Annotated in this window: 28 protein-coding genes; 17 read left to right on the top strand and 11 right to left on the bottom strand. The window is 58.0% G+C overall.

Translation table 11 applies throughout. The features are described from left to right. The first annotated feature begins 68 nt into the window (after positions 1-68). The 11 genes from moaC to ACYZTR_RS05915 all read left to right on the top strand — a co-directional run bounded on the left by moaC (position 69) and on the right by ACYZTR_RS05915 (position 9,574). Positions 69-542, top strand: coding sequence for a cyclic pyranopterin monophosphate synthase MoaC (gene moaC / locus ACYZTR_RS05865; RefSeq protein WP_033061025.1), 474 nt, complete (start codon positions 69-71; stop codon positions 540-542). Beyond that, positions 539-781, top strand: coding sequence for a molybdopterin converting factor subunit 1 (gene moaD / locus ACYZTR_RS05870; RefSeq protein ID WP_461977188.1), 243 nt, complete (start codon positions 539-541; stop codon positions 779-781). The genes moaC and moaD overlap by 4 nt, the downstream gene beginning before the upstream one ends. A gap of 3 nt (positions 782-784) precedes the next feature. Further along, entirely contained in the window at positions 785-1,237 is a 453-nt protein-coding gene (gene moaE, locus ACYZTR_RS05875; RefSeq protein ID WP_461977190.1) for a molybdopterin synthase catalytic subunit MoaE, read from the top strand. A gap of 318 nt (positions 1,238-1,555) precedes the next feature. Then, positions 1,556-2,332, top strand: a complete 777-nt coding sequence (locus tag ACYZTR_RS05880; protein ID WP_461977192.1) for an ABC transporter substrate-binding protein — start codon at positions 1,556-1,558, stop codon at positions 2,330-2,332. A 189-nt stretch (positions 2,333-2,521) separates the two neighbouring features. Continuing rightward, on the top strand, positions 2,522-3,031 hold the full coding sequence (locus ACYZTR_RS05885; RefSeq protein WP_461977194.1) for a disulfide bond formation protein B: 510 nt from the start codon (positions 2,522-2,524) through the stop codon (positions 3,029-3,031). An 817-nt stretch (positions 3,032-3,848) separates the two neighbouring features. Then, positions 3,849-4,793: a ubiquinol oxidase subunit II gene (gene cyoA / locus ACYZTR_RS05890; protein WP_461977196.1), complete on the top strand. Its 945-nt coding sequence runs from the start codon at positions 3,849-3,851 to the stop codon at positions 4,791-4,793. Positions 4,794-4,796: 3 nt separating this feature from the next. After that, positions 4,797-6,827 carry a cytochrome o ubiquinol oxidase subunit I gene (gene cyoB / locus ACYZTR_RS05895; protein ID WP_461977198.1) on the top strand — a complete coding sequence of 677 codons (2,031 nt, stop codon included), beginning with the start codon at positions 4,797-4,799 and terminating at the stop codon, positions 6,825-6,827. A gap of 3 nt (positions 6,828-6,830) precedes the next feature. Beyond that, entirely contained in the window at positions 6,831-7,457 is a 627-nt protein-coding gene (locus ACYZTR_RS05900) for a cytochrome o ubiquinol oxidase subunit III (protein ID WP_461977199.1), read from the top strand. Further along, the gene (cyoD, locus tag ACYZTR_RS05905; protein WP_461977201.1) at positions 7,458-7,805 is read left to right on the top strand and encodes a cytochrome o ubiquinol oxidase subunit IV; all 348 of its coding nucleotides are present in this window, start codon (positions 7,458-7,460) and stop codon (positions 7,803-7,805) included. It abuts the gene before it with no gap. 11 nt (positions 7,806-7,816) lie between these two features. Next, entirely contained in the window at positions 7,817-8,704 is an 888-nt protein-coding gene (cyoE, locus tag ACYZTR_RS05910) for a heme o synthase (RefSeq protein WP_095132943.1), read from the top strand. A 375-nt stretch (positions 8,705-9,079) separates the two neighbouring features. Beyond that, on the top strand, positions 9,080-9,574 hold the full coding sequence (locus tag ACYZTR_RS05915) for a RidA family protein (RefSeq protein ID WP_461977203.1): 495 nt from the start codon (positions 9,080-9,082) through the stop codon (positions 9,572-9,574). 74 nt (positions 9,575-9,648) lie between these two features. On the opposite strand, the gene ACYZTR_RS05920 is transcribed toward ACYZTR_RS05915, so the two are convergent. The 3 genes from ACYZTR_RS05920 to ACYZTR_RS05930 all read right to left on the bottom strand — a co-directional run bounded on the left by ACYZTR_RS05920 (position 9,649) and on the right by ACYZTR_RS05930 (position 12,725). Beyond that, positions 9,649-10,353: a hypothetical protein gene (locus tag ACYZTR_RS05920; protein ID WP_461977205.1), complete on the bottom strand. Its 705-nt coding sequence runs from the start codon at positions 10,351-10,353 to the stop codon at positions 9,649-9,651. Between the two features lie 141 nt (positions 10,354-10,494). Beyond that, positions 10,495-12,012 carry a sensor histidine kinase gene (locus ACYZTR_RS05925; RefSeq protein WP_461977207.1) on the bottom strand — a complete coding sequence of 506 codons (1,518 nt, stop codon included), beginning with the start codon at positions 12,010-12,012 and terminating at the stop codon, positions 10,495-10,497. Then, positions 12,009-12,725, bottom strand: a complete 717-nt coding sequence (locus ACYZTR_RS05930; RefSeq protein WP_461977209.1) for a response regulator transcription factor — start codon at positions 12,723-12,725, stop codon at positions 12,009-12,011. The genes ACYZTR_RS05925 and ACYZTR_RS05930 overlap by 4 nt, the downstream gene beginning before the upstream one ends. Positions 12,726-12,876: 151 nt before the next feature. On the opposite strand from ACYZTR_RS05930, the gene msrB reads away from it, so the two are divergent. After that, a complete protein-coding gene (gene msrB, locus ACYZTR_RS05935; RefSeq protein WP_461977211.1) occupies positions 12,877-13,395 on the top strand; it encodes a peptide-methionine (R)-S-oxide reductase MsrB in 519 nt (172 codons plus the stop codon). A gap of 68 nt (positions 13,396-13,463) precedes the next feature. Next, the gene (msrA, locus tag ACYZTR_RS05940; RefSeq protein WP_461977213.1) at positions 13,464-14,168 is read left to right on the top strand and encodes a peptide-methionine (S)-S-oxide reductase MsrA; all 705 of its coding nucleotides are present in this window, start codon (positions 13,464-13,466) and stop codon (positions 14,166-14,168) included. A gap of 19 nt (positions 14,169-14,187) precedes the next feature. Here the strand turns inward: msrA and ACYZTR_RS05945 are convergent, their stop codons facing one another. Beyond that, positions 14,188-15,201, bottom strand: coding sequence for a sensor domain-containing diguanylate cyclase (locus ACYZTR_RS05945; protein ID WP_461977215.1), 1,014 nt, complete (start codon positions 15,199-15,201; stop codon positions 14,188-14,190). Between the two features lie 66 nt (positions 15,202-15,267). Beyond that, on the bottom strand, positions 15,268-16,173 hold the full coding sequence (locus ACYZTR_RS05950) for a LysR family transcriptional regulator (protein WP_461977217.1): 906 nt from the start codon (positions 16,171-16,173) through the stop codon (positions 15,268-15,270). 102 nt (positions 16,174-16,275) lie between these two features. On the opposite strand from ACYZTR_RS05950, the gene ACYZTR_RS05955 reads away from it, so the two are divergent. Beyond that, a complete protein-coding gene (locus ACYZTR_RS05955) occupies positions 16,276-17,451 on the top strand; it encodes an acetylornithine/succinylornithine family transaminase (RefSeq protein WP_461977219.1) in 1,176 nt (391 codons plus the stop codon). An 8-nt stretch (positions 17,452-17,459) separates the two neighbouring features. Here ACYZTR_RS05955 and ACYZTR_RS05960 read toward each other — a convergent pair whose 3' ends face one another. From ACYZTR_RS05960 to ACYZTR_RS05985, 6 genes are all read right to left on the bottom strand, one after another. Beyond that, complete coding sequence (locus ACYZTR_RS05960; RefSeq protein WP_461977221.1) at positions 17,460-17,714, bottom strand: Txe/YoeB family addiction module toxin; 255 nt, start codon at positions 17,712-17,714, stop codon at positions 17,460-17,462. Next, complete coding sequence (locus ACYZTR_RS05965; protein ID WP_461977223.1) at positions 17,711-17,965, bottom strand: type II toxin-antitoxin system prevent-host-death family antitoxin; 255 nt, start codon at positions 17,963-17,965, stop codon at positions 17,711-17,713. The genes ACYZTR_RS05960 and ACYZTR_RS05965 overlap by 4 nt, the downstream gene beginning before the upstream one ends. Before the next feature lie 160 nt (positions 17,966-18,125). After that, positions 18,126-18,635 carry a P-loop NTPase family protein gene (locus tag ACYZTR_RS05970; RefSeq protein ID WP_461977225.1) on the bottom strand — a complete coding sequence of 170 codons (510 nt, stop codon included), beginning with the start codon at positions 18,633-18,635 and terminating at the stop codon, positions 18,126-18,128. Between the two features lie 31 nt (positions 18,636-18,666). Then, positions 18,667-20,589 carry an alkaline phosphatase D family protein gene (locus tag ACYZTR_RS05975; RefSeq protein ID WP_461977227.1) on the bottom strand — a complete coding sequence of 641 codons (1,923 nt, stop codon included), beginning with the start codon at positions 20,587-20,589 and terminating at the stop codon, positions 18,667-18,669. 74 nt (positions 20,590-20,663) lie between these two features. After that, the gene (locus tag ACYZTR_RS05980) at positions 20,664-20,927 is read right to left on the bottom strand and encodes a hypothetical protein (protein WP_461977229.1); all 264 of its coding nucleotides are present in this window, start codon (positions 20,925-20,927) and stop codon (positions 20,664-20,666) included. Next, positions 20,917-21,705: an MlaA family lipoprotein gene (locus tag ACYZTR_RS05985; RefSeq protein ID WP_461977231.1), complete on the bottom strand. Its 789-nt coding sequence runs from the start codon at positions 21,703-21,705 to the stop codon at positions 20,917-20,919. Before ACYZTR_RS05985 ends, ACYZTR_RS05980 begins: the two co-directional genes overlap by 11 nt. A 166-nt stretch (positions 21,706-21,871) precedes the next feature. On the opposite strand from ACYZTR_RS05985, the gene ACYZTR_RS05990 reads away from it, so the two are divergent. The 3 genes from ACYZTR_RS05990 to ACYZTR_RS06000 are packed head-to-tail and all read left to right on the top strand — an operon-like array spanning position 21,872 to position 24,321. Further along, positions 21,872-22,582 (top strand): response regulator, encoded by a 711-nt coding sequence (locus tag ACYZTR_RS05990; RefSeq protein ID WP_461977233.1) that lies wholly within the window; start codon positions 21,872-21,874, stop codon positions 22,580-22,582. Beyond that, positions 22,579-23,922 carry a sensor histidine kinase gene (locus tag ACYZTR_RS05995; protein ID WP_461977235.1) on the top strand — a complete coding sequence of 448 codons (1,344 nt, stop codon included), beginning with the start codon at positions 22,579-22,581 and terminating at the stop codon, positions 23,920-23,922. The genes ACYZTR_RS05990 and ACYZTR_RS05995 overlap by 4 nt, the downstream gene beginning before the upstream one ends. Positions 23,923-23,952: 30 nt before the next feature. Then, entirely contained in the window at positions 23,953-24,321 is a 369-nt protein-coding gene (locus tag ACYZTR_RS06000; protein ID WP_461977237.1) for a PH domain-containing protein, read from the top strand. Positions 24,322-24,341: the final 20 nt, after the last annotated feature.

Genomic DNA, 24,341 nt, shown 5'->3' on the forward strand with positions numbered 1-24,341 from the left:
CGATAATCAAGCGTGCGCAATTTTGACCCACAGGTTTACAATCGGGGCTCCTGATCAGGAGTATCCCTGTGCTGACTCATCTCGATTCCCAAGGTCGCGCCAATATGGTCGACGTCACTGAAAAAGCCGTGACGTTCCGTGAAGCAACGGCCCAAGCGCTGGTGCGCATGCTGCCCGAAACCCTGCAGATGATCGTCAGCGGCGGTCACCCCAAGGGTGATGTGTTCGCCGTGGCGCGTATCGCCGGTATTCAGGCCGCGAAGAAAACCAGCGATCTGATCCCTCTGTGCCATCCGCTGCTGCTCACCGGCGTCAAGGTCGAGCTCAGTGCCGAAGGCGACGACACCGTGCGCATCGTCGCGCGTTGCAAGTTGTCCGGGCAGACCGGCGTGGAGATGGAAGCCCTGACCGCCGCCAGCGTCGCGGCGCTGACTATCTATGACATGTGCAAGGCCGTGGATCGCGGCATGACCATCGAAAGCGTGCGGTTACTGGAGAAACTCGGTGGCAAGAGCGGCCATTTCCAGGCGGATCAGCCATGAACGTCACCGTGAAGTTTTTTGCTCGTTACCGTGAAGCGCTCGGCGTGGACTCTGTGAACGTCGAAGGCGATTTCGCCACCGTCGACGATGTGCGTGCACTGCTGGCCCGGCGTGACGGTGCCGATGTGCTGAGCGAACAGAACCTGATGTGCGCCCGCAATGAAGACCTGTGTCAGCTCGATGAGCCGGTGAGCGATGGCGATGAAGTGGCATTTTTTCCGACCGTGACCGGAGGCTGAGCCATGGCGATTCGCGTGCAGTCCACGGCGTTCGATCCGGGTGCTGAGGTCAACGCCATGCACGCCGCCAATGTGGGCGTCGGTGCGGTGGTGAGTTTTGTTGGCTATGTTCGCGACTTCAATGACGGGCTCGACGTCGCCGGGATGTTTTTGGAGCACTACCCGGGCATGACCGAAAAGGCCCTCGGCAAGATCGCCGCAGAGGCTGAGCAGCGCTGGCCGCTGCTCAAACTTGAAGTGCTGCATCGTATCGGCGCGCTGGAACCGGGTGAACCGATCGTCTTCGTCGGCGCCGCCAGCGCCCACCGCCAGGCCGCGTTCGATGCCTGCGCCTTTGTCATGGACTACCTGAAAACCCGCGCACCCTTCTGGAAAAAAGAAAACACCGGTGATGGGGCACGTTGGGTTGAAGGGCGTGACAGTGATCATGCGGCGGCGGATCGCTGGAAGCAGTAAACAGCCTGATGTTACTCGGTTGACTGTTCTGGCGCCTTCGCGAGCAGGCTCGCTCCCACAGGGAATCTTTGTCGTACACAGAATTTGTGTTGATGCAGATCAAATGTGGGGGCGAGCCTGCTCGCGAAGAGGCCATCTGCTGCACCCAAAATCCCCCTGACTCGCCTCCCGACCAGAGGCTGATTTAACCCTGCTCGCCCGATTGACGATCTATACATAAAAGTCCAGTATGGAATTTAAGTACAAAAAAGGCTTCCCCCCCGTTTTAGTTTTTTCTTCTGTCTTGCCAAACCAACAACAACCCGCGAGAGAACGAATATGAAGAAACTCCCCCTCATCACCGGTCTGGCTCTGAGCCTGTTGGCGTGCAGCTCCCCGTTCGCCGCCGATAAAACCCTGCGCATCGGCATCGAAGCCGCTTATCCACCGTTCGCGTCCAAAACCGATAAAGGCGAGATTGTCGGTTTCGACTACGACATCGGCAATGCCCTGTGCGCGCAGATGAAGGCCAAATGCGTATGGGTCGAAGGTGAGTTCGACGGTCTGATTCCTTCCCTTAAAGTGAAGAAACTCGACATGGCGCTGTCGTCCATGACCATCAACGAAGACCGTAAGAAGTCGGTGGATTTCACCCACAAGTACTACTTCACCTCATCACGTCTGTTGATGAAGGACGGCGCGGTAGTGGATGACCAGTACGCCAGCCTCAAAGGCAAGACTGTCGGCGTGCAGCGCGCAACCACTACCGACCGTTACGCCACCGAGGTTTTTGAACCGAAAGGTATCAACGTCAAGCGTTACAGCAACAACGAAGAGATTTACATGGATCTGGCGGCCGGTCGACTCGATGCCATTTTTGCCGACACCATTCCATTGAGTGACTTCCTGACGATGCCCCGTGGCAAAGGCTATGCGTTTGTCGGGCCGGAGCTCAAGGATCCGAAATACGTGGGCGAGGGCGCCGGGATTGCGGTGCGCAAGGGCAACACTGAGTTGGTCAGCGCACTGAACACTGCCATCGACGGCATTCGCACCAGTGGCGAATACCAGAAGATTTCAGAGAAGTACTTCAAGTCTGATATCTACGGCGACTGATCAATCGCTTGCTGGGGTTTTCTCACGAAAGCCCCCGCGTGGTTCCGTTTATTGAAAAATGCCTCAAAGTTAATCCCTTCTTAACCGGCTCGTCGTCTATTCCCCGATACCCAGCTGTGCGCGCCAGACTCTCAAAGGTCAGGGCCAGCGTGTAGACTTCGGGCAATCGATATTCAGAAGGGAAACGCAATGAGCGAGGAAACAATGCGGTTGGGCCGTGAACGGCGCTATCTGGTGTTGCTGGGCATCATCTGCCTGGCGCTGATCGGCGGCGCGCTGTACATGCAAATAGTTCTAGGCGAGGCGCCGTGCCCGCTGTGCATTCTGCAACGTTATGCGTTGCTGCTGATCGCGCTCTTCGCGTTCATCGGCGCGGCCATGCGCACTCGCCGCAGCATCACGGTATTTGAAACCCTGGTGGTGATCTGCGCCCTGGCAGGCGTCGGAGTGGCCGGGCATCACGTCTATATCCAGTTTTATCCGGCAGTGAGCTGTGGCATCGATGTGCTGCAACCGATTGTCGACGGCCTGCCACTGGCGAAGATCTTCCCGTTGGGCTTCCAGGTCGACGGCTTCTGCTCCACGCCGTACCCGCCGATCCTCGGTTTGTCCCTCGCTCAATGGGCGCTGCTCGCCTTTGTGCTGGTCGTGGTGCTGGTGCCGCTGCTCACTTCGCGTAACCGCAAAGCGCTGCGCTGAGGCCATCCGCCGCGTCGCTGCGTCACACAAAAAAACGCCCCGGTCCTCATTGCGAGGGCCGGGGCGTTTTGCGTTTCAGGGCGCAGCTAAAATGACCTTGATGCGCGACAAGTCTGGGTGCGACACATGTGCGACATGTTGTCACAGCAGGAGTGTCGCAAGGCATTTCGGTCCGCCGAATTGGTAGCGTGTCACGCAACAAAGTTGGCCTTTTCCAGCGTCAGGCGACGACTACCTGAAAAATCCGCAACATGCAGTTTTAACAGGCCTTGGCGAATAGCCAGAGCCCTTGTCACATAGGGGCTTGGGCGGGGTCGAGGAAGGGGGCAGAGCCTTCGATACTGTCTGAACTGCCTGAGGTAGACCTACTATTTTTGGTGTTTTTGTTGAGAATCTATTTCGATACCATGGCGCACTTTTGCAAATACCGTTATTGATTGTTGCTGGAATGGATAAAAATTATTTCGGGATGAGACATGGTTTATAAAACGTTACATATCTACAATCGCCCGCACTGAATTCCCGGCACTGCTCATCCCTGAGCAGGAATAGGGCGTCGAGAGGCCAATTGGCTTCATGCGACTCCCAGGTGTCGGTGCCTTCCAACTATCCGCACCAAATGGAATTGGTCTGTAACAAGGCCTTTGACCACGTATTCGAATAAGAACTCACTGCTGGCCCAGGATTTGTCGAACCGCGTCTGACGCGCGACGGGCAGCCACTTATTCAATCCAAGAAAAATGCCAACCCTTGGCAGGGTGAAGTGTTGGCGATCAAAACCCAACTGCATTGCGCAAGCTGCTTTAGAGGTCGTGAGATGAGTAAAAACAGGTACCCCAGACTACTAGGCTTATTGCCGCTGATCGGCACGTTGTTGCTGTCAGGCTGCAACATGACCTTGCTCAATCCGACGGGCCAGGTAGGCCTTGAGCAGCGAAACCTGATCATCACCGCAACGTTGCTGATGCTGTTGGTCGTGGTCCCGGTCATCGTCATGACCTTCCTGTTCGCCTGGAAATACCGCGCGACCAACACTAACGCCGTGTACACGCCGAAGTGGTCGCACTCCACCAAGATCGAAATCGCGGTGTGGGCTGTTCCAGTGCTGATCATCATTGCTCTGGGTTACGTCACCTACGTGTCGACCCACGCTCTGGACCCTTACAAGCCGCTGGAATCCGACGTCAAGCCGATCACCATCGAAGTGGTCTCGCTGGACTGGAAGTGGGTGTTCATCTATCCGGAGCAGGGCATCGCCACGGTCAACAAGATCGTGTTCCCGACGAATACCCCGGTCAACTTCAAGGTGACGTCGGACTCGGTAATGAACTCCTTCTTCATTCCGGGCCTGGGCGGCCAGATCTACGCGATGGCCGGCATGCAGACCAAGTTGCACCTGATTGCCAACCGTGACGCTGAAATGGAAGGCATCTCTGCCAACTACAGCGGCGCAGGTTTCACCGGCATGAAATTCAAAGCGATCTCAACTTCTCAGGAGAATTTCGACGCCTGGGTAAGCGAAGTCAAAAAGGCACCTAAACAGCTGGAAAAAGCTGAATACGAAGCCCTTTCCAAACCAAGCCAGAACAACCCAGTCGAGCTCTACTCCTCGGTTACGCCGAACCTGTTCCAGATCATCGTCGACAAGTACGAAGGGATGAAACCGGGCAAGCCGATGCACCACGAGAAGAAAGAGAAAGAAGTGGCCCATATGGAAGGGATGGACATGAGTTCGCATTCAGCTGCCGGGGCAGAGGAGTAAACGATGTTTGGTAAATTAAGTTGGGAAGCGGTCCCGTTCCACGAACCGATCGTGATGATAACCATCGCCATGATCGCGCTCGGCGGTCTGGCACTGTTCGCAGGTATCACTTACTTCAAGAAGTGGACCTACCTGTGGACCGAGTGGCTGACGTCGGTTGACCATAAGAAAATCGGCGTGATGTACATCATCGTCGCCATGGTCATGCTGCTGCGCGGTTTTGCCGACGCCATCATGATGCGTACCCAGTTGGCCATGGCCACTGAGGGTTCGCCTGGCTACCTGCCGCCTGAACACTATGACCAGATCTTCACCGCTCACGGTGTGATCATGATCATCTTCATGGCGATGCCATTCTTCACCGGCCTGATGAACCTTGCAGTGCCGCTGCAGATCGGCGCGCGTGACGTGGCCTATCCATTCCTGAACTCCCTGAGCTTCTGGCTGCTGGTGTCCGGCGTGGTGCTGATCAACCTGTCCCTGGGCGTTGGCGAATTCGCCAAGACCGGTTGGGTTGCCTATCCGCCGCTGTCGGGCCTGCAATACAGTCCGGGCGTGGGGATGGATTATTACATCTGGGCGCTACAGCTATCCGGGCTGGGTACGACACTGACGGGGGTCAACTTCCTGGCCACCGTGCTGAAAATGCGTACCCCGGGCATGAAGCTGATGGACATGCCGATCTTCACCTGGACCTGCACCTGGGCCAACGTTTTGATCGTCGCTTCGTTCCCGATCCTGACCGCTACCCTGGCTTTGCTGACGCTTGACCGTTACATGGATTTCCACATTTTCACCAATGAACTTGGTGGCAATCCGATGATGTACGTCAACCTGTTCTGGGCCTGGGGTCACCCCGAGGTGTACATCCTGATTCTGCCGGCGTTCGGGATCTTCTCCGAAGTCATCTCGACCTTCTCCGGCAAGAAACTGTTCGGCCACCACTCGATGATCTACGCCAGTGGCGCGATCTCGATCCTGGGCTTCATGGTCTGGCTGCACCACTTCTTCACCATGGGTTCGGGTGCCAGCGTCAACGCCTTCTTCGGTCTGGCGACGATGCTGATTTCGATCCCGACGGGGGTGAAGCTCTTCAACTGGCTGTTCACCATTTACCAGGGCCGTCTGCGTTTCACCAGCCAGGTTCTCTGGACCCTGGGCTTCATGGTGACCTTCGCCATCGGCGGCATGACCGGCGTACTGCTGGCGATTCCGGGTGCTGACTTCGTACTGCACAACAGCCTGTTCGTGATCGCTCACTTCCACAACGTGATCATCGGCGGCGCGGTATTCGGCTACATCGCAGGCTTCGCGTTCTACTTCCCGAAAGCGTTCGGCTTCAAGCTGCACGAAGGTTGGGGCAAGGCTGCGTTCTGGTTCTGGATCACCGGCTTTTTCGTCGCGTTCATGCCGCTCTATGTACTGGGCTTCATGGGCATGACCCGTCGTCTGAACTCCAGCACCAACCCTGAGTGGGTGCCTTACCTGTACGTTGCGTTGTTCGGTGCGGTGATGATCGCTGTCGGTATTGCTTGCCAGCTGATCCAGCTCTACGTGAGCGTGCGTGATCGCAACAAGCCAGAAAACATGTGCGAACACGGCGACCCGTGGAATGCCCACACGCTGGAATGGTCGACCTCGTCGCCACCACCGTTCTACAACTTCGCCGTGCTGCCGAAAGCCGAAACCATCGACCCGTTCACCGAGGCCAAGGAAAACGGCACCGCGTACCAGGCCCCAGCCCGTTACGAGCCGATCCACATGCCAAACAACACCGCGACTGGTGTGGTCATGGGCGCTCTGCTGACCGTATTCGGTTTTGCGATGATCTGGCACATCTGGTGGTTGGCCATCGTCGGTCTGGTCGGTACCGTCGTGTACTTCGTGATCCACGCTGCCCGTGATGATCAGGGCTACATGGTGCCGGTCGATGTGATCGAGCGTATCGAAGCCGAGCAGCACAAACGTCTGGTAGCGGCCGGGAAAGTTCCAGCCACCGCCACCCGTGTTGAAACCTCGTTGGAACAGGCTTAAACCATGTCGAACTTAGTGACCACTGCTGGACACGCCCATGGCACGGACCATGGGCACGACGACCATCACCACGACTCGGGCGAGATGACCGTCTTCGGTTTCTGGCTCTACCTGATGACCGACTGCATTCTGTTTGCGTCGATCTTCGCGGTGTACGCGGTACTGGTTAACAACGTAGCGGGCGGCCCATCGGGCGCCGACATCTTCGAGCTGCCATACGTACTGGGCGAAACCGCTCTGCTGCTGTTCAGCTCGATCACCTACGGCTTCGCCATGCTGGCGTTGTTCAAGGGCAAGAAGACTCAGGTGCTGGGCTGGCTGGGCATGACGTTCCTGTTGGGCGCCGGCTTCATCGCCATGGAGATCAACGAGTTTCACATCCTGATCGCCGAAGGCTACGGCCCTAGCCGCAGCGGCTTCCTGTCCGGGTTCTTCACCTTGGTCGGCACCCACGGTCTGCACGTGACCAGCGGTCTGATCTGGATGGCGATCATGATGTATCAGGTGCAGAAAAACGGCCTGACGGCGACCAACAAGACTCGTCTGAGCTGCCTGAGCCTGTTCTGGCACTTCCTGGACGTAGTGTGGATCTGCGTATTCACCGTTGTTTATCTGATGGGGACTATGTAAATGGCTAACGCAGCTCACTCACATGATGGCCACAATGACCACGAAGCCAACCATGGCAGCGTCAAGTCCTACGCCATCGGTTTCATCCTGTCGGTGATCCTGACGGTCATTCCTTTCGGCCTGGTGATGTACCCGTCGCTGCCCAAAGCCATGACCCTGTGGATCGTACTGGCCTTCGCAGTGATCCAGGTGCTTGTGCACCTGGTGTACTTCCTCCACCTGGACCGCTCGGCTGCTCAGCGTAACAACGTGATCGCGTTTGTCTTCGCAGCCCTGGTAATCGTTCTGTTGGTAGGCCTGTCGCTGTGGATCATGTTCAGCATCCACTCCAACATGATGGCGCACTGAGGAAACTCCGGATGTCCTTTAAGCACTTTATCCAAATCACCAAACCGGGGATCATTTTCGGTAACGTGCTTTCAGTGGCAGGCGGATTTTTCCTGGCCTCGAAAGGGCATGTCGATCTGGCCATTTTCCTGGCCGCGATGATCGGCACGTCGCTGGTGGTGGCTTCCGGTTGCGTGTTCAACAACTGCATCGACCGCGACATCGACCTGAAGATGGAACGCACCAAGAACCGGGCGCTGGTCCAGGGCTTGATCTCCCTGAAACTGGCCCTGGCTTTTGCGACCGTCCTGGGTGTTTTCGGCGTTGCTTTGTTGTACAAAGTGGCCAATCCGTTGGCCGCTTTGTTCGCGGTGATCGGCTTTGTCATCTACGTCGGCTTCTACAGCCTGTACCTCAAGCGCAAGTCGGTTCACGGCACGCTGGTGGGCAGTCTGTCGGGCGCCATGCCGCCGGTGATTGGCTACGTGGCGGTGACGAACAGCTTCGACATGGCCGCACTGACGTTGCTGGTGATGTTCAGCCTGTGGCAGATGCCGCATTCCTACGCCATCGCGATCTTTCGCTTCAACGATTACCTGGCCGCATCGATTCCGGTGTTGCCAGTGAAGCGCGGCATTCAAGTGGCCAAGAAGCACATCCTGCTCTACATCCTGGCGTTCCTCGTGGCGACCTTGATGCTGACCTTCAGCGGCTACGCCGGCATGAGCTACCTCGCCGTCGCCGCGGCCATGGGCATGTACTGGTTGTACATGGCCTGGACCGGTTACAAGGCAGTGGATGACACGGTCTGGGCACGCAAGCTGTTCGTGTTCTCGATCTTCACCATTACCGCGTTGAGCGTGATGATGTCGTTGGACTTTAAAGTGCCGAGTGAGTTGTTACTGACTTACGCGCCTTAAGGTTTAGAGGCTGCAAAGAAAAGCCCCGCCTTCGAGAGAAGAGCGGGGCTTTTTATTGATCGTTCCCGATTTGCTCAGCTGTCGAGCAATCGGAAAAACCGCTCCCGCACCTGGGTGCCGACCCCTGGCGTGAAACCACCTGATCGATGATGTGGCGAAGGTGCTCGACGCACCGGGTAACAACCGCGCTTGAACAAAAAAGCCCCGCGCTTCTTTCGAAAGCGGGGCATTCAGGTGTTCGCTCGTCAGTTCAATCGTTTTCGAATCTAAGGGACATCAATTTGATCCCAGCTGATTTTCATAGGCGAGCCCCCGAGTCGAGATCTTTGGGCTAATCTGTCAAAAAAACGGATCCAATTTGATCGAGGAGGAGAGATGACTGAATACATGACCTGCGATGAACGATTCATCGCGCTGGCAAAAGAGCTCGGCTACGATATCTACGGCGAGAATACGGTCGGCGGGCATTACGCGCCGTTGGTGCGGCATCACGATGAGCTTTACATCAGCGGTCTGGTGCCGCGGATGAATGGTGAAGTTCAGTATCAGGGCAGGGTAGGCCTGGATCTGACGCTGGCGGATGCACAGAGCGCTGCCAGCATCAGTGCGTTGCGCGGTCTGGCATTGATTGTTGATTCCATCGGTTCGCTGGACAAGATCAAGTCGCTATTGCGCGTCACGGTTTACGTAAAGTCCACCGAGGATTTTGTCGATTTGAGCGAAGTGGCCAACGGTGCGTCGGACGTTTTCAGTCATGTACTGGGCGATGCTGGTAAACATACACGAACCACGATCGGCGTTTTTCAACTGCCGAAAAACGCAGCCATTGAAGTTGACATGATCGTGGCGATACGGCCATCAACGCTTTAACGATGAACCTGCAGGCAATGGAAAGCCCCGCGCTGAATCTCAGTGCGGGGCTTTTCAGTCATTGATGGCGTGTGTTACTGCGCGGCGATGCTGTAGCCATCGAACGCGGTTTGCTGCTGAAGCGCGGTGATGATGTTCTTGCGGTTAACCGCTTGTTCGGCCCCGGCATTATCCAGGAAGGTCTCGCTTTCCAACTCCGCTTCTTCGCCTTCGCCAACGAAGGTGAAGCCCAGGAACTCCAGCGCTTCACGGTCAACGTTCAGTCGCGAACGCGGGGTGCGCAGCGCCAGCGTGACGCTGATGCCATCTTTGCTGATGGTGAACACTTCGACATCTTTCTTGGCGCGAGCAGCCTTGCTTTTGCTACTGGTCGGGTTGCTGATGGCTTGGTGGGTCTGGTTCAGCACCTTCAGTGCGAGGCCGTAGACCAATTCCTGAAACGCCGGATCGTCCTTGAAGCTGGAGAGAATCCGGCTGATCGGGAATTTGCTGCTCAAGTCTTCCAGGGCTGCAATGTCGGCAGTCTCAGCGTCCTTGAGTTGCTTGAGTTCGCCCATCAATTCGTAGGCTTTATCGTCGTCGAAGCTGTCGTGAGCCTGGCGAATCGCGGCGCGCAGTTCGCGGATCTGGTCGCTTTCCCGGGTGGATTGGAAAGCGTCCAGAACCATCTCGCTGATGGTCTTGGCCTGGGGCACGTGCTGTGAAAGATTGATGGAGTTTTCGTATTCCGCTTTGGACGACAAGATGATTACGGATTCAGCGGTATTGGAATCGGACATTGAAATTTCACTACTTCTTTTAACTTGGGTTGAGGCGAGAAAGCACAAGGCCTTTTCAGGCCGCCTAATCTATTGGACCGAGGCGGCGTTGTCACGGATGAACAGGCGGCTGGTCATCATTTTTGGCATTGCGGCTTTTGACTATTTCCCCGGCGTATCCAGATTCATCGACCGAACCGCCCATTGCTCGGCTGTTTGCTGATCCACCGCCAACGAAAAGCGAAAGGTCGCGCCGCGTCCGGGAACATCAATCAGCTGGATCTCGCGGCCGTGCAATTGCAGGATCCGATGCACGATCCGCAACCCCAGTCCGCCATCACGCCGTGCGCCACCAATGTTGAACGGGCGCAGGAATAGACCTTCGCGCAATTCGGCGGCAATGCCGGGACCGGTGTCGCTGACAGTGACTTCGATAAAAGACTCTTGAGGGCGCAGGCCAAGTTCGATTTCTCCCCCTCGGGGTGTATGGCGCAGGGCGTTGTCGACCAGGTTGGTCAACACCCGCTCGATCAATCCAAGGTCGGCGAAGGCGGCCGAAACGTTGGGTGCGAAGGTGGCCTTGAGTTCAACCTGGCGCGCCTCGGCCGTCAGTTCGAATTTCTGGAAGATGTCCTGCACCAGATCGGTCAGCGAGAAGCGCTCCATCACCGGTTGCACAAAGCCATGTTCCAGTCGTACCAGTTCCAGCAGCGATTGCGCCAGACCACCCACCTTGCGGCTTTGATCCAGCGCGATGCCCAGGTAACGGCGGCGGTCGGCGGGGGACAACGTGGCGTCCTTGAGCGACAAGGTTTCCAGGTAACCGTGCAGCGAGGCCAGAGGCGTGCGCAGGTCGTGGGAGATGTTTGCCACCAGTTCGCGGCGCTCCTGATCCTGGCGGGTCAACGAACGCCATTGTTCACCGAGGCGCGATTGCATCTGCCGGAAGGCCGCGTCGAGTATGGCAATTTCATCGTGGCTGGCGGCTTTTTCCACCGGGACGGATGTAGGCAGTGTTGCCGGAGCGCCATCAATGTCGAACTGGCTGACGGTTTCGGTCAAACGGCGCAAAGGGCGGGTGATGAGGGTGAATGCCGTGAGACCGGCAATCAGGCACAGCAACGCCACCAGCCCGATGGACAACAGCGCCGTATTCAGGGCGGCGCTGGTGGCGCCGCGTTCGGCGAAGCGGTCGTGCTCTTCGCTGAGCAGCACCACATAGAGATAGCCCGCCGGTTTGCCGCTGACCTGTAATGGCGCGGCGCTGAACACTTTGCGGCCATCGACGCTGCGCGGATCGTCGCCGAGAATCGGCAGGGCATCGCCCTTGAGCATTCGCTGGATCGGCGCCAGGTCGACCCGCTCCCGGCGTATCCGACCCTCGGGCGCAGCACTGCCGACAATCTTGCCCTCGGTGTCGAGCAAGTACACCTCGACACTGGGGTTGACCAGCATCAGCTGGCTGAACAGGTCGCGCACGGCGTCAGGCATCAGGCCTTTTGTGTCCATTAATACGGTGTCATGGGCAATATGCTGGGCCAGATCCCGCGACAGCCCTTGCACCACTTCCAGCTCATGCATCTGGTTGGCGCGCACCTGCAGCCATGCCGACGTGCCGCAGCACACCAGCAGCAACGCGGCGAAAACCAGAGACAGGCGCTGAGTCAGGGTCAGTCTCACGGCTGCTCCTCCTTGGCCACGAATTTGTAGCCTCGTCCCCACACCGTGAGGATGCGCACCGGTTGTGCCGGATCCGCTTCAATCTTTGCCCGCAGGCGGTTGATGTGTGTGTTGACCGTGTGCTCGTAGCCTTCATGGCTGTAGCCCCAGACCGCATTGAGCAGGTCCATGCGCGAGAACACTTTGCCGGGCTGACGGGCGAAGAAATACAACAGGTCGAACTCCCGTGGCGTGAGGTCGAGGCGGCGCCCGTCAAGGGACACATCGCGCGTGATCGGGTCGATGGAGAGGCCGTCCATGATCAGGCTGCCGGCGTCCATTTTCAGGTTGCGGGCCATGGCGTCGACCCGTCGCAACAGCGCTTTGACCCGGGCCACCAGTTCGAGCATGGAAAAGGGTTTGGCCAGGTAATCGTCGGCGCCGAGTTCGAGCCCGAGAATTCGATGCACTTCGCTGGAGCGCGCACTGGTAATGATGATCGGTGTGTAGCGGGCCATGGCGCGGGCGCGGCGGCAGATTTCCAGGCCGTCGACGCCGGGCAGCATCAGGTCGAGGATCAGTGCGTCCCAGCTTCCTTGCTGCAGCAGTCGCATGCCTTCATCGCCATCGGCGCAGTGCACCACCTCGAACTGCTCATCGCGTAGATGCAGGCAGATCAGGTCGGCGATGTGCAGGTCGTCCTCGACCACGAGGACGCGTTTGGTCTGTTCCATCAAGCTCAATCCTTCGGCGCAATGAGCGCATTGTGCGGGTTTTCCGGGGCCGGAGTTATCACGAATTGTTTAACTTCTCGTGAGGATTTGGCGATCAACCCAAGCCTAGGCTGTGTTCCATGTCAGGCACCTGGATTTTTCGGAGACGACCATGTTTTCACGGCGACAGTTTCTCGTAGCAGGCGGCGGGCTAGGCGCTGCAGCCCTGGTCATCGGTGTATTGCCAAAATTTTCCGCAAACTCTGCGCTGGTCAGTGACGCCAGTGCGACGGAGGTGTTCGAGGTGACTCACAGCGACAGCGAATGGCGCGCCATGCTCAGCGCCGAGCAGTACGACATCCTGCGCGAAGAGGGCACCGAGCGGGCCTACAGCAGCCCGCTGAACAACGAGCACCGTGAAGGGACTTTTGCTTGTGCCGGTTGCGAACTGCCGTTGTTTTCTTCCGCGACCAAGTTCGAAAGCCGCACCGGCTGGCCAAGTTTCTGGGCACCGCTGGACAAGGCTGTGGCCACTCGTCAGGACCGCTCCTTCGGAGTGCTGCGTGAAGAAGTCCACTGTCGGCGTTGTGGCGGTCATCTGGGCCATGTCTTCGATGACGGGCCCAAACCCACCGGTTTGCGCTACTGCATGAACGGCCTGGCGATGACGTTCGAGCCGCAGGCGGCTTGATCCATGGGCACACCTTTTCGCGTTTACGTTCGGTTGATCGTCATTCCATTTATTCAGGAGTCAGCCTCATGAAAACCCTATTCACCTGGCGCCGCGCCCTGTTGGGCCTGGCCGTTGCCGGTGTCATCGGCCACTACTCAGCGTTCTCTTTCGGTGCCGAAGAGGCGGTCATCATTCCTCCACCCAGCCTCGACGGAACCACCCAGGCCCACAGCGAAACCGCAGTCTTCGCCGGCGGTTGCTTCTGGGGTGTCCAAGGCGTGTTCCAGCATGTCAAAGGGGTGACGAAAGCTGTCTCCGGTTACGCCGGCGGTGCAGCCAACACCGCTCAGTACGAACGGGTCAGCGAGGGCGATACGGGTCATGCGGAATCCGTCGAAGTCACCTTCGACCCCCGTCAGGTCAGCTATGGCACCTTGCTGCAAATCTACTTCTCGGTGGCTCACAACCCTACCGAACTCAACCGTCAGGGACCTGACAGCGGCACTCAGTATCGCTCGGCACTTTTCCCAGGAAACAGCGAACAGCAACGTATCGCTCAGGCCTACATCGCCCAGCTCGACGCCGCCCATTCGTTCAACAAGCCCATTGTCACCAAGCTGGAAACCTACAACGGTTTCTACCCGGCGGAGGAGGAACATCAGGATTTTCTGACCGAGCATCCGACCTATCCCTACATCGTGATCAACGATCTACCGAAGGTCGCGCAGTTAAAGCAGCTGTATCCGAATCGGTATCAGGAGAAACCGGTTTTGGTGAAGGCGCGGATGTGAGAAGTGAAGGGCATAGCCCTTACCCAGAAATCACATTCTTGCCCGCTATCTTCGACCGGTACAGCGCTTGATCGGCCCTGGCCAGCAGCCCGGTCTGTTGTTCTTCTTCAAAGCGCTGAACCACGCCAAAACTCATGGTCACTTGAAAGTCCCCGATCGGCAGCAAGCCTGCAAGGCCGTGGCGGATTTTCTCGGCGAGGGTCCGGGCGTCGGCGAGTGGTGTATTGGGAAGGATCATGATCAACTCGTCACCGCCCCAACGCGCGAGCAGATCGCCTTCACGCACGCAGTGCTTCACGCTCTCGACCACTTGCACCAATGCCGCATCACCCAGCGCATGGCCATAGTGATCGTTGATGCATTTGAAGTCGTCGAGGTCCATGGCAATCAGCGACAGTGGCTGTCGAAAGCGTTGGGCGCGGTCGCATTCCTGGGGCAGGGCTTTTTCCAGGCGATAGCGGTTGGCGATCGATGTCAGTGCGTCGGTTTCTGCCAGTTTACGGTTTTCTTCGAGTTGAATTTGCAGCTGCAGATTGACCCTGGAAAGCTCCCGAGTACGCTCTTCAACGATCGCTTCAAGGGATTGGTTACGACGTTCAAGCGCTTCGAACAGGCGCTTCTTGTCTTCGATGCTGCGGTGTGCGCCGACCATCCGCGCCACCGAGCCGTCGGCATTGCGCGCCAATACGTAGCCACGGTCTTCGATCCAGGTATAGCTGCCATCCTGCATGCGGCAGCGATACTCGGCCTGATAGCCGGGCGCTCGCTGACTCAGGTAGTCATCGAACAACGCCATAACCTGCAGGTAATCGTCAGGATGGATCACGTTTTCCCAAGTCAACACGTTGTTATCCAGGGAATGAGGCGCGTAGCCGAGCATCTCGTACCACCCGGGGTTGCGATAGACGAACCCTGTGTTGGCGTTCCAGTCCCAGATGCCATCGCTGACCAGTTCCAGAATGGTGTGCAGCATGTCTTCGTTCAAATCTGACAGATTGAACTTCAACGGCTCGATATTCGACGCCTCACCCATCTCCGCTCTCCCTGCCGTCCGATATCAAAGTGACCCGCCAGATTAGTGCACGGCGTATTCGCTCGGCTAGTGCTTGCCCCATCTCTGCAACGCAAAGTCGACGAAACTACGCAGTTTTGGCAAACGGTAGCGATCCTGGGCATACATCAGGTTCATCGGTCGGCTCGGCGGCAGGTAATCCTGCATCAATGCCACCAGTTTTCCGTCCTTGAGATCTTGCTCCATCAACGCATCAGGCAACACCACGATGCCCATACCGGTGCGCGCCGCTTGATGCAGCCCTGCCGAACTGTTGATCAACATCGGTCCATTGACCGCTACCGCCACTTCGCCTTCGGGACCGGTCAGGCGCCAATGTTTTTCCACCGACTGCCAATCATCCCCGGCCGGATAGGCAAAGGACAGACAGTCGTGGTGTTGCAGCTCATCAGGTTTCTCAGGTGTGCCTTTGCGCGCCAAATACTCCGGTGATGCACACATGGTCAGGGTGTAGTCGAGGAGTGGACGGGCGATCAGGTGGGTCTCCACGGTATTGCCCAGGCGAAACGCCACGTCGAAACCGTTTTCGAGCAGGTCAGGACGGCGATTGGTGAGGACCACATCCAACTTGACGCGTGGACACAGCAGGGCGAATTCACTCAGGGCGGGTGCCAGTTTTTCGCTGCCGAACGTCAGCGGTGCGGTGATGCGCAAGGTGCCGCTCGGCTCGTCGAGGGCCTGCTCGGCCAAGCGCTCGGAGTCAGCCACCAACCCCAGGACTTCGAGGCAGCGTTGATAGTAAGCCGTGCCGAATTCCGTCAACCGCTGGCGCCGCGTCGTGCGGTTGAGCAAGCGCACGCCCAGACGTTGCTCCAGCGCCCGTAGGTGATTGCCGACCATGGTCGTGGATATTTCGCACTGGAAGGCGGCGGCGGTCATGCTGCCGGTTTCCACCACTTTGACGTAAACGGTCATTGCCTGGAATAGATCCATTATCAAGCTCAGCTTTAAAATGATTGAAGTATTGCGGCGTTTATCTAGCTCAGGTGGCTAACCATACTGCAAAAACACCGACAATTGATGGAGCTTGATGTCATGACCGCCGCCTGCCTGATGACCACTTACCAACCCTTGGCCTTGAGTTTCTGCAGGGGCCTGGGCACGCGCCTATGGGATCAGGCCGGTCGTGAATACCTGGACGCGGTGGCGGGCGTGGCGGTGACCAATGTCGGCCACTCCCATCCGAAAATTGTTTCAGCCATCAGCGAACAGGCCGCCCAGCTGTTGCACACTTCCAACCTCTACAGCATCGACTGGCAACAGCGGCTGGCGCAGAAACTGACGCGGTTGGCGGGCATGGAGCGAGCGTTCTTCAACAACTCCGGTGCCGAAGCCAATGAAACCGCGCTGAAACTGGCGCGGCTATATGGCTGGCAAAAAGGCATCGAACAACCGCTAGTGGTGGTCATGGAGAACGCCTTTCACGGCCGGACCCTGGGCACCTTGTCCGCCAGTGATGGCCCGGCCGTGCGCCTGGGTTTCAACAAGTTGCCGGGGGACTTCGTCAAAGTGCCATTCGGCGACCTCAAGGCGCTGGACAAGGTGCAGCAAACCCACGGCCCGCGCATCGTGGCGATCCTGATGGAACCGATTCAGGGTGAAGGCGGTGTCCAAATGGCCCTGCCCGGTTACCTGAAAGCCATTCGCGAACTCTGCAATCGGCGCGCGTGGCTGCTGATGCTCGACGAAATCCAGACGGGCATCGGCCGCACCGGCCAGTGGTTTGCTTTTCAGCACGAAGGCATCGTTCCGGACGTCATGACCCTGGCCAAAGGCCTGGGCAACGGTATTCCCATCGGCGCCTGTCTGGCCCGGGGCAAAGCCGCCGATCTCTTCACCCCCGGCAGTCACGGCAGCACCTTCGGCGGCAATCCACTGGCCTGCCGCGTGGGTTGCACCGTGCTGGAGATCATCGAAGAACAAGGGCTGCTGGAAAACGCCAAACTTCAGGGCGAACGTTTGCTCGCCAGATTGCGCATCGAATTGGCGGACGACCCGAACGTCCTGGAGATCCGCGGCCAGGGTTTGATGATTGGCATCGAACTCAAACAGCCGATTCGCGACCTGACCCTGATCGCGGCGCGGGATCACGGTTTGCTGATCAACGTGACACGGGGCAAGACCATTCGCTTGCTGCCGCCGCTGACGATTGATGGGCGGGAAGTTGAGATGATTGTGAGAAGGGTGTGTCGGGCGGTGAGCGCGGCCTGACATTTATCTCAGTAGTGGTATCTACACATCACGATACGTATTTCACCGCCCTCGACTCCATAGACCAAGCGATGCTCGGCTGTAATCCGGCGCGACCAGAAGCCGCTCAAGTTGAATTTGAGCGGTTCAGGTTTTCCGAGTCCATCGAACGGCTCGCGCTGGATTGATTTGATCAGCAGGTTGATTCGCTTAAGTTCTGCCTTATCGTTTTGTTGGAACCACAGATAGTCTTCCCAACCTTCAGGAGTGAACTCGATATTCATTCTTCGATGAGTTGCCTGGTTTTGGTTTTCCCTGCCCGCAGGTTGCCGATCGATTTGATCAGGCGTTCAGCATTAGCAGGGGAGCGAAGCAGATAGGCAGTCTCTTCGAGAGCGTTGTACTCCGCCAGAGACATCATCACCACGGGTTCGCCTTTCTGACGAGTGACCAACAGTGGGGCGCGGTCTGCATTGACCCGATCCATGGTTTCGGCAAGGTGTGCACGTGCTGTGGTGTAGTTGATGGTTTGCATGTTGTAGTCCTCGCTCGATGCAAAGAACGTACAGAAATGAGTACAGGATGACAAGGTGATACCTACGAGTGGTCGCGTTACGCAGACGATGCATCTACGTTTGTACTGAGTATCACCGAAGATTCTTCGAGACGTTTCCGTGATCGATGTAATCCTGTGCTCAAATGCGCCGGGTGTGGGATGAGGGATGGATGAAATCGGTCATTTGCGCTCGGTTCATGAGTTGCAGTTTCGAACCGCTAAAACCATCGAACAGACGCTGATGCGCGGCAAATCCACTGGACTCCTCGCGCGTACGATAGCTGCGGGCCCAGTCCAGCAATGCAATCAACAACTCGTCATGCTCGTCCCGTTGCGCCTCTCGCTGACGAACATTGGCGACACATTCGTCATCATCAAGACACAGCCAGATCAGCGCTGTTGCCCGGGGCAAGAGTTCGCTGACGATCCAGCCGTAAACGCCTTCGATCACCCAGCGCTCTTCACCGGCCAGCACCCGTGCCATGCCCAGCGCCTCGGCACGGGGGCGGGGGATGCTGAGTTCGTCGGACAACCAGTGAATCGAGTCGAGATCGACCCATGGTATGCGCAGGTGCTCGGCCAGTCGTTCGGCCAGCCAGCTTTTGCCGGCGCCGGAGTTACCGATGATCAGGGTTCGATTGAGGTTCATGAGCGACACCGATCAGTTTGAGCGAATGCCTTCAGTCTTCGTTTTCAGGCGCAACCATCCGCGTCCTCGGCGAACCGTTTGAATTGTGCTGAAAAATTTCCTGCGGCTGTCCTTTTTCATTAAAGAACACCTGCCCGATCCCCGCCGAATTCCACAGCCGTTCACCCGCTTCAGCATGTTCCGGGACATGCGGAACAATGCGCATGCGCCGGCGTTTGGTCAGCCAGTTGAGAGGCGAGCGCGGCGAGTAGAGCCAGCGGTTAAGCCGGTCGAACCACTCGAGCAGCGCGGGTGGGAATTCGTTTTTGATGCCGCTGCTGGTGATCTGCCAGATCCTCGGACCGGCCTTGCGGTGTCGGATCAATACTTCGTAGACGAAGGAATAATGCACATCGCCCGACAGCACCACGTAGTTACCGGGTGTGCGCGAGTGTCGGAAAATGTTCAGGATGACCTGGGCCGCGCCGCGATGAGCCATCCAGTTTTCGGCATCCACCAGCAGGGGATAACCACACCAGCTGAAGACCCGCTGTATCGTTTCGATCAGTTTGACGCCGAAGATCGGTGCCGGCGAAACGATGATTGCCGAGGGGTGATCGAGCAATTCCTGTTGCAGTTCGCTGAGGGCTTCCCAATCCAGCAAACCCGAAGGCTGCTTGAGGGTCATCTCACTGCGCCAGCGCCGGGTGCGGGTGTCGAGCACCACCATCGCCGGGCTGGTAGGCAGCACGTAATGCCAGCGCTGAAATCTCAACAGCTCGTCAATCAGGCTGTCTTGCACCGGGCTATCGAGATAATGGTCGTCCCCGGTCGAAATCAATCCGGCGGTTTTCTCAAGCAAAGCGCCGAACGCATCCGGATTATTGCCCCAGCCCTGACACAACATGTAAGCAATCAGCGCGTTGCCGATGATGCGCTTGGAGAACGGATGGCCGTAGGCCGTTTCCTCCCATTGCGCGGAAAGATTCCAGTCATCGGTAATATCGTGGTCGTCGAAAATCATCAGACACGGCAAATGCGCGAAAGCTCGTGCGACCCCGCCAAGGCCGGTCTTGAAGCCATCGATACGCATCTGCTCCAATGCATAACGCTCGCGTCGTTCGGGAATCAGTTTCGGTGGTTGTGGTGCGATCAGCGTCCAGGGCGTCGGCGACCACACCAGCAGGTACATGGCCATGACTTCAGCAAAGGTCACCAGATGATTGTCGGCACTGCTGCTGGTGAAAATCGGCTTACGCGCGCCACCGAAAAATCGCTCGCGCAGGGTTTCGTTGCTCTTCAGCGCCGGTAACAAATCCGCACGATGGTAGTAGCTCGCCGCATGCTCGTAGAGCTTGGCGCTGTCGCTGACCACGGCGCCTTCGAGGTGCTCGCCGAACAGTCCCAGCCGCTCGATCAAGGCATGGATGGCCCGCAACATCGGACCCGCGACATCGTCGGCGTACACCTGATCGCCACTCATCATCAACAGCGCCGGGCGTTCCACCGCCTCATGTTCCGAGGCCAGCAAGCGATCAACGCAAAGCAGGCCGTCGGCGGCGCGATGGTGAGGTTTGCGGCAGGAGCCGTGCAGCAGTTGATCGATCCGAGAGCGCAGGACGAAATTCGGACAGCGTGCGTCGCCATACAGCAGATGCGGCGCCCATTCGGCGATGCCCGTCATCGCGTCATCAATCAGCAGGTCGTATTCGATCAACGTGTCGCAGGGCAGGGCAGCCTGCAGCGACACATCGATCAAATGGATAAACGCGTGAGTGCCGATCGGGATGACGGTGCATTGGCCGGTATCCAGGCGAATGTCGTCGTGGTTTTGCAGGCGCAACGTCAGCGACAACGCCCGGGTTCCTACGAGCCACAGCACCAGCCGTGTAGGCTCCAGCCGCCGCAAGAGCGGCCCGACGAGGACCGGTGGCAGGGATTGATCAGCGTCGGGCAGTGGCAAAGACATGGACATGCGGGTTCTTGTTGACTATTTAGCGCGGGATGATAACGCAGCTAAATGAATCGCACCGGGCTGGAAGTGCACAGTCAACGAAACCGACCGTCCGTTTTCACGACGCCCACCTCACCATTCGCCACCAACCAACGAAAAACGTCACTCACCGACACGGTATGACTGCGCTCGATCCAGCGCACCACCGCTGGGCCGTAGTGCTCGGTGTAGCGGCTGAGCACCAGGTGCCGACAGTCCGCCGACAGGCGCAGAGTGATTTCCCGACAGTGCACAGTGGCCGGCTCATGCCAGGTCACCCGCTGCTGCAAAATCAGGTTGTTGCTGCCTTCAGAAACCATCGGCCGGTGCTCCTGTGCATTGAGGTTTGGTGGTGTCGGGTGAGCCTTGTCTGCCATCGACCACATACGCGGCACGATGCTCGGCGACTACGTTGCGCAACGCGCTGTAATAATCCGGCAGTTTTTGCAGGCTGTCGGTCAGCGGCAAGGCCTCGGCGCGACCGTCGACGATGCCGCCGACCGTTTGGAGGGTGGACAGTGTTTCCACGGTATCGCTGTTGCTGCCGAACGGGCTGACTACAAAACTCAGTACCCGCCCGGCGGCATCGCGGCTGTTGGACGTGCCGAACAACGGCAACTCGATGATCGGTCCGTTGCCGATGCCCCATACGCCGAAGGTCTGGCCAAAGTCGGTATCGTGACGCGGGATGCCGGCCATGCCGGAGACGTCGATCAAACCCACCACGCCAATCGTGGTGTTGAGCACGAAACGCCCCAGCGTATTGACCGAGCGCCTTGGGTTGCCTTGCAGCAAATCATTGATAAACACCTTGGGCTCGCCGAAGTTCTCGACGAAGTTATGCACACCCGTCTGGAAAAAGTTCGGCAAGTAGCGATAACCGCGAGCGACCGGCGCCAGGGCGTAATCATCCACCACCCGGTTAAACGCAAAGACCCCGCGATTGAACGGTTCCGCCGGGTCATACACCGAATAAGCAATGTCGGCGCAACTCACTTCAGTCGTCGGCGGCTGGCTGCTGCAACCCGCCAGTCCTGCGACCAGCGCGACGATCGATGTGGCGCGGGTCAACCAGGGAGCACATTTGAAAGGCAACATGGACGCAAGTCTCGGAAGGAATTCGCTGTGATGCTGGGGCTCGAGCCTTGCGCAAAGATGTCCGGTTTATTGCGTCGCCGACGTTTTATTGCACGATTGAAATATATGACGCGCCGCCTTGAATGGTTTTAGATGGCGGCTCCATTCGGCTCTTAAGTGACCTGCGGTGAACAGCCTTTTAATCGTCGACGACGACCTCGAAGTCCTCGACCTGCTGAAAAAATTCTTCGTGCAGCACGGCTACAAGGTCGACGTCGCCACCGACGGCGCGACGCTGTGGGCGGCCATCGAGCGCCAGGCGCCAGACTTGATCATTCTGGATGTGATGCTGCCAGGCGACAGCGGGTTGATCCTGTGTCAGCAATTGCGGTTTCGACACACCATCCCGGTGATCATGCTCACCGCCATGGGCGAACTCAGCGACCGCGTCGTCGGCCTCGAACTGGGCGCCGACGATTACCTGACCAAGCCCTTCGACGCCCGCGAACTGCTGGCCCGAGTGCGCGCCGTGCTGCGCCGCGTCGACGAACGCCGTCCGCTGACGCAGGAACGGCCACGGCCGCTGATCGACTTCGCCGACTGGAACCTGGACGTCACCCGCCGTGAACTGCGCTCGCCGGACAACGTGATGATCCCGCTCTCGGCCGGTGAATTCGACTTGCTACTGGTTTTCGTCGAGCACCCGCAACGCATCCTCACCCGTGAGCAACTGCTGGACCTGGCACGCGGGCATTGTCACGACGCATTCGATCGCAGCATCGACGTCCAGGTCAGCCGCCTGCGGCGCAAACTCGAATCCGACACCAAGCGCCCGGCGATGATTCGCACCGTGCGCAATGGCGGTTACCTGTTCACCCCCAGCGTGACGCGGCGATGAGCTGGCTGAAGCGGATTCGCCGGGATACGGTGGCGCGCTGGATCGCGCTGACCATCATTCTGGCGATGCTCATTTCATTGGCGCTGAATGGCTTGTTCATACAAATCGCCGGGGTGTGGGCGCGTCCGTCGCTGATCGAAATCGGCCTGCTGGAAAAAGCCGCGACCGTCACCCGCCTCATCGATGCCGCCCCGACAACCCTTCGCGGGCAGTTGGCGCAAGCCGCCAGTGAAGAAGGTTTCAGCGTCAGTTGGCACCTTGATCGACACGATCTCAAACTGCCGGCCGTGGACGACCCGATTTCCGAGGAGGGCTCGAAGATCTTGCAGCCATTGCTCAAATCCGCCAGCCGACGCGTCGAGGCCTACGAGCCAAGCGACTGGACCGAGCCTTCGGCAGACGCGCGTTACGCGCTGCTAATCGAACTGTCGGACGCCTCATGGCTGATGTTCTCCCCGCCCACCCGCAGTTGGGGTCTCGACGAAACGCCGCGTTACCTGATTGTCGTCCTGCTGACGCTGATCTCCACAGCCCTCGTCGCACTCATCGCTACCCGCCGCCTCGCCACGCCTCTGCAACACTTCGCCGAAGGTGCCCGCCGCTTTGGCGTCGACTTCCGTGCCCCTCCCATCGACCCCCTTGGCCCCCAGGAAATTCGCCAGGCCATTCTTGCGTTCAACGCCATGCAGGCCCAGTTGCAACACTTCATCCGCGACCGCACGCAAATGCTCGCCGCCATTTCCCACGACCTGCGCGCACCGCTGACGCGGATGCGCTTGCGCGGGGAATTCATTGAAGATACCGAGCAACAGCAGCGGCTGTTTCGTGACGTGGATGAAATGCAGGCGATGATCAACTCGGCGCTGGAGTTCTTCCGCGACGATGCCCGGCTTGAACCGGCGACTCAGTTTGATTTGGCGGAATTGCTGCAAACGTTGCTGGATGATTATCGGGATCAGGGTTTTGAGATTGCCTTCAGCGGTTCGTTGCGAATGGTGTATTTCGGGCGACCTTTGGGGCTTAAGCGGGTGGTGACCAACTTGCTGGACAACGCGCTCAAGTACGGCACTGAACCGGCGGTCAAGCTGATTGCCCATGCGGGGGAAGTGCGGATCAAGGTACTGGACCGTGGGCCGGGTATTCCCGAGTCCAGCCTCGAACAGGTGTTTGCACCGTTCTTCCGCCTTGAAGGCTCTCGTAACAAAAGCACGGGTGGCGTTGGTTTGGGATTATCGGCGGCGCGGGCCATAGTGCTGGAACATGGCGGCGAATTGAAACTGCGCAATCGGTCCATCGGTGGGCTGCAAGCGTTGGTCGTGTTGCCGGTGCACCCGGTTTAGATATTCATTCGGGAAAACAGGGAATAGCAAATGATTGATTTCAATAACAAAGGCTTCTTCAAACTCAAGCAAAACGAAGAATACGCCGAACGCGTTACTGCGCTGCTACTGGACGGGGAGCACGTCATCGACGCCTACAAGTCCATGCGCGATGGGGTGGTGTTTACCAACAAGCGCATCATCGCCGTCAACGTGCAGGGCCTCACGGGTAGCAAGAAAGACTTCACCTCGTTGCCGTACAAAAACATCGTGGCGTATTCGGTGGAAACGTCCGGGACGTTTGACCTGGATTCCGAGTTGGAGATTTATTTTTCGTCGTTGGGGAGGGTGAAGTTCGAATTCACTGGCAGGACGTCGATGGTGGAAATCTCCAAACTGATTTCCCAGCATTTGCTTTAACCCACAATCCCTGTGGGAGC

The organism is Pseudomonas sp. Hz4 (assembly GCF_054898165.1).

Coding starts and splice junctions, on each gene's coding strand:
- cyoB (WP_461977198.1), top strand. CDS start 4,797: ATGTTTGGTAAATTAAGTTGGGAAGCGGTCCCGTTCCACGAACCGATC.
- ACYZTR_RS05980 (WP_461977229.1), bottom strand. CDS start 20,927: ATGGTTTCTGAAGGCAGCAACAACCTGATTTTGCAGCAGCGGGTGACC.
- ACYZTR_RS05950 (WP_461977217.1), bottom strand. CDS start 16,173: ATGGATCTATTCCAGGCAATGACCGTTTACGTCAAAGTGGTGGAAACC.
- ACYZTR_RS05960 (WP_461977221.1), bottom strand. CDS start 17,714: ATGAATATCGAGTTCACTCCTGAAGGTTGGGAAGACTATCTGTGGTTC.
- msrB (WP_461977211.1), top strand. CDS start 12,877: ATGTTTTCACGGCGACAGTTTCTCGTAGCAGGCGGCGGGCTAGGCGCT.
- ACYZTR_RS06000 (WP_461977237.1), top strand. CDS start 23,953: ATGATTGATTTCAATAACAAAGGCTTCTTCAAACTCAAGCAAAACGAA.
- moaE (WP_461977190.1), top strand. CDS start 785: ATGGCGATTCGCGTGCAGTCCACGGCGTTCGATCCGGGTGCTGAGGTC.
- ACYZTR_RS05920 (WP_461977205.1), bottom strand. CDS start 10,353: ATGTCCGATTCCAATACCGCTGAATCCGTAATCATCTTGTCGTCCAAA.
- moaD (WP_461977188.1), top strand. CDS start 539: ATGAACGTCACCGTGAAGTTTTTTGCTCGTTACCGTGAAGCGCTCGGC.
- ACYZTR_RS05880 (WP_461977192.1), top strand. CDS start 1,556: ATGAAGAAACTCCCCCTCATCACCGGTCTGGCTCTGAGCCTGTTGGCG.
- cyoE (WP_095132943.1), top strand. CDS start 7,817: ATGTCCTTTAAGCACTTTATCCAAATCACCAAACCGGGGATCATTTTC.
- ACYZTR_RS05900 (WP_461977199.1), top strand. CDS start 6,831: ATGTCGAACTTAGTGACCACTGCTGGACACGCCCATGGCACGGACCAT.
- ACYZTR_RS05965 (WP_461977223.1), bottom strand. CDS start 17,965: ATGCAAACCATCAACTACACCACAGCACGTGCACACCTTGCCGAAACC.
- ACYZTR_RS05955 (WP_461977219.1), top strand. CDS start 16,276: ATGACCGCCGCCTGCCTGATGACCACTTACCAACCCTTGGCCTTGAGT.
- ACYZTR_RS05975 (WP_461977227.1), bottom strand. CDS start 20,589: ATGTCCATGTCTTTGCCACTGCCCGACGCTGATCAATCCCTGCCACCG.
- ACYZTR_RS05885 (WP_461977194.1), top strand. CDS start 2,522: ATGAGCGAGGAAACAATGCGGTTGGGCCGTGAACGGCGCTATCTGGTG.
- ACYZTR_RS05995 (WP_461977235.1), top strand. CDS start 22,579: ATGAGCTGGCTGAAGCGGATTCGCCGGGATACGGTGGCGCGCTGGATC.
- ACYZTR_RS05915 (WP_461977203.1), top strand. CDS start 9,080: ATGACTGAATACATGACCTGCGATGAACGATTCATCGCGCTGGCAAAA.
- ACYZTR_RS05945 (WP_461977215.1), bottom strand. CDS start 15,201: ATGGGTGAGGCGTCGAATATCGAGCCGTTGAAGTTCAATCTGTCAGAT.
- ACYZTR_RS05970 (WP_461977225.1), bottom strand. CDS start 18,635: ATGAACCTCAATCGAACCCTGATCATCGGTAACTCCGGCGCCGGCAAA.
- ACYZTR_RS05930 (WP_461977209.1), bottom strand. CDS start 12,725: ATGGAACAGACCAAACGCGTCCTCGTGGTCGAGGACGACCTGCACATC.
- ACYZTR_RS05985 (WP_461977231.1), bottom strand. CDS start 21,705: ATGTTGCCTTTCAAATGTGCTCCCTGGTTGACCCGCGCCACATCGATC.
- msrA (WP_461977213.1), top strand. CDS start 13,464: ATGAAAACCCTATTCACCTGGCGCCGCGCCCTGTTGGGCCTGGCCGTT.
- cyoA (WP_461977196.1), top strand. CDS start 3,849: ATGAGTAAAAACAGGTACCCCAGACTACTAGGCTTATTGCCGCTGATC.
- cyoD (WP_461977201.1), top strand. CDS start 7,458: ATGGCTAACGCAGCTCACTCACATGATGGCCACAATGACCACGAAGCC.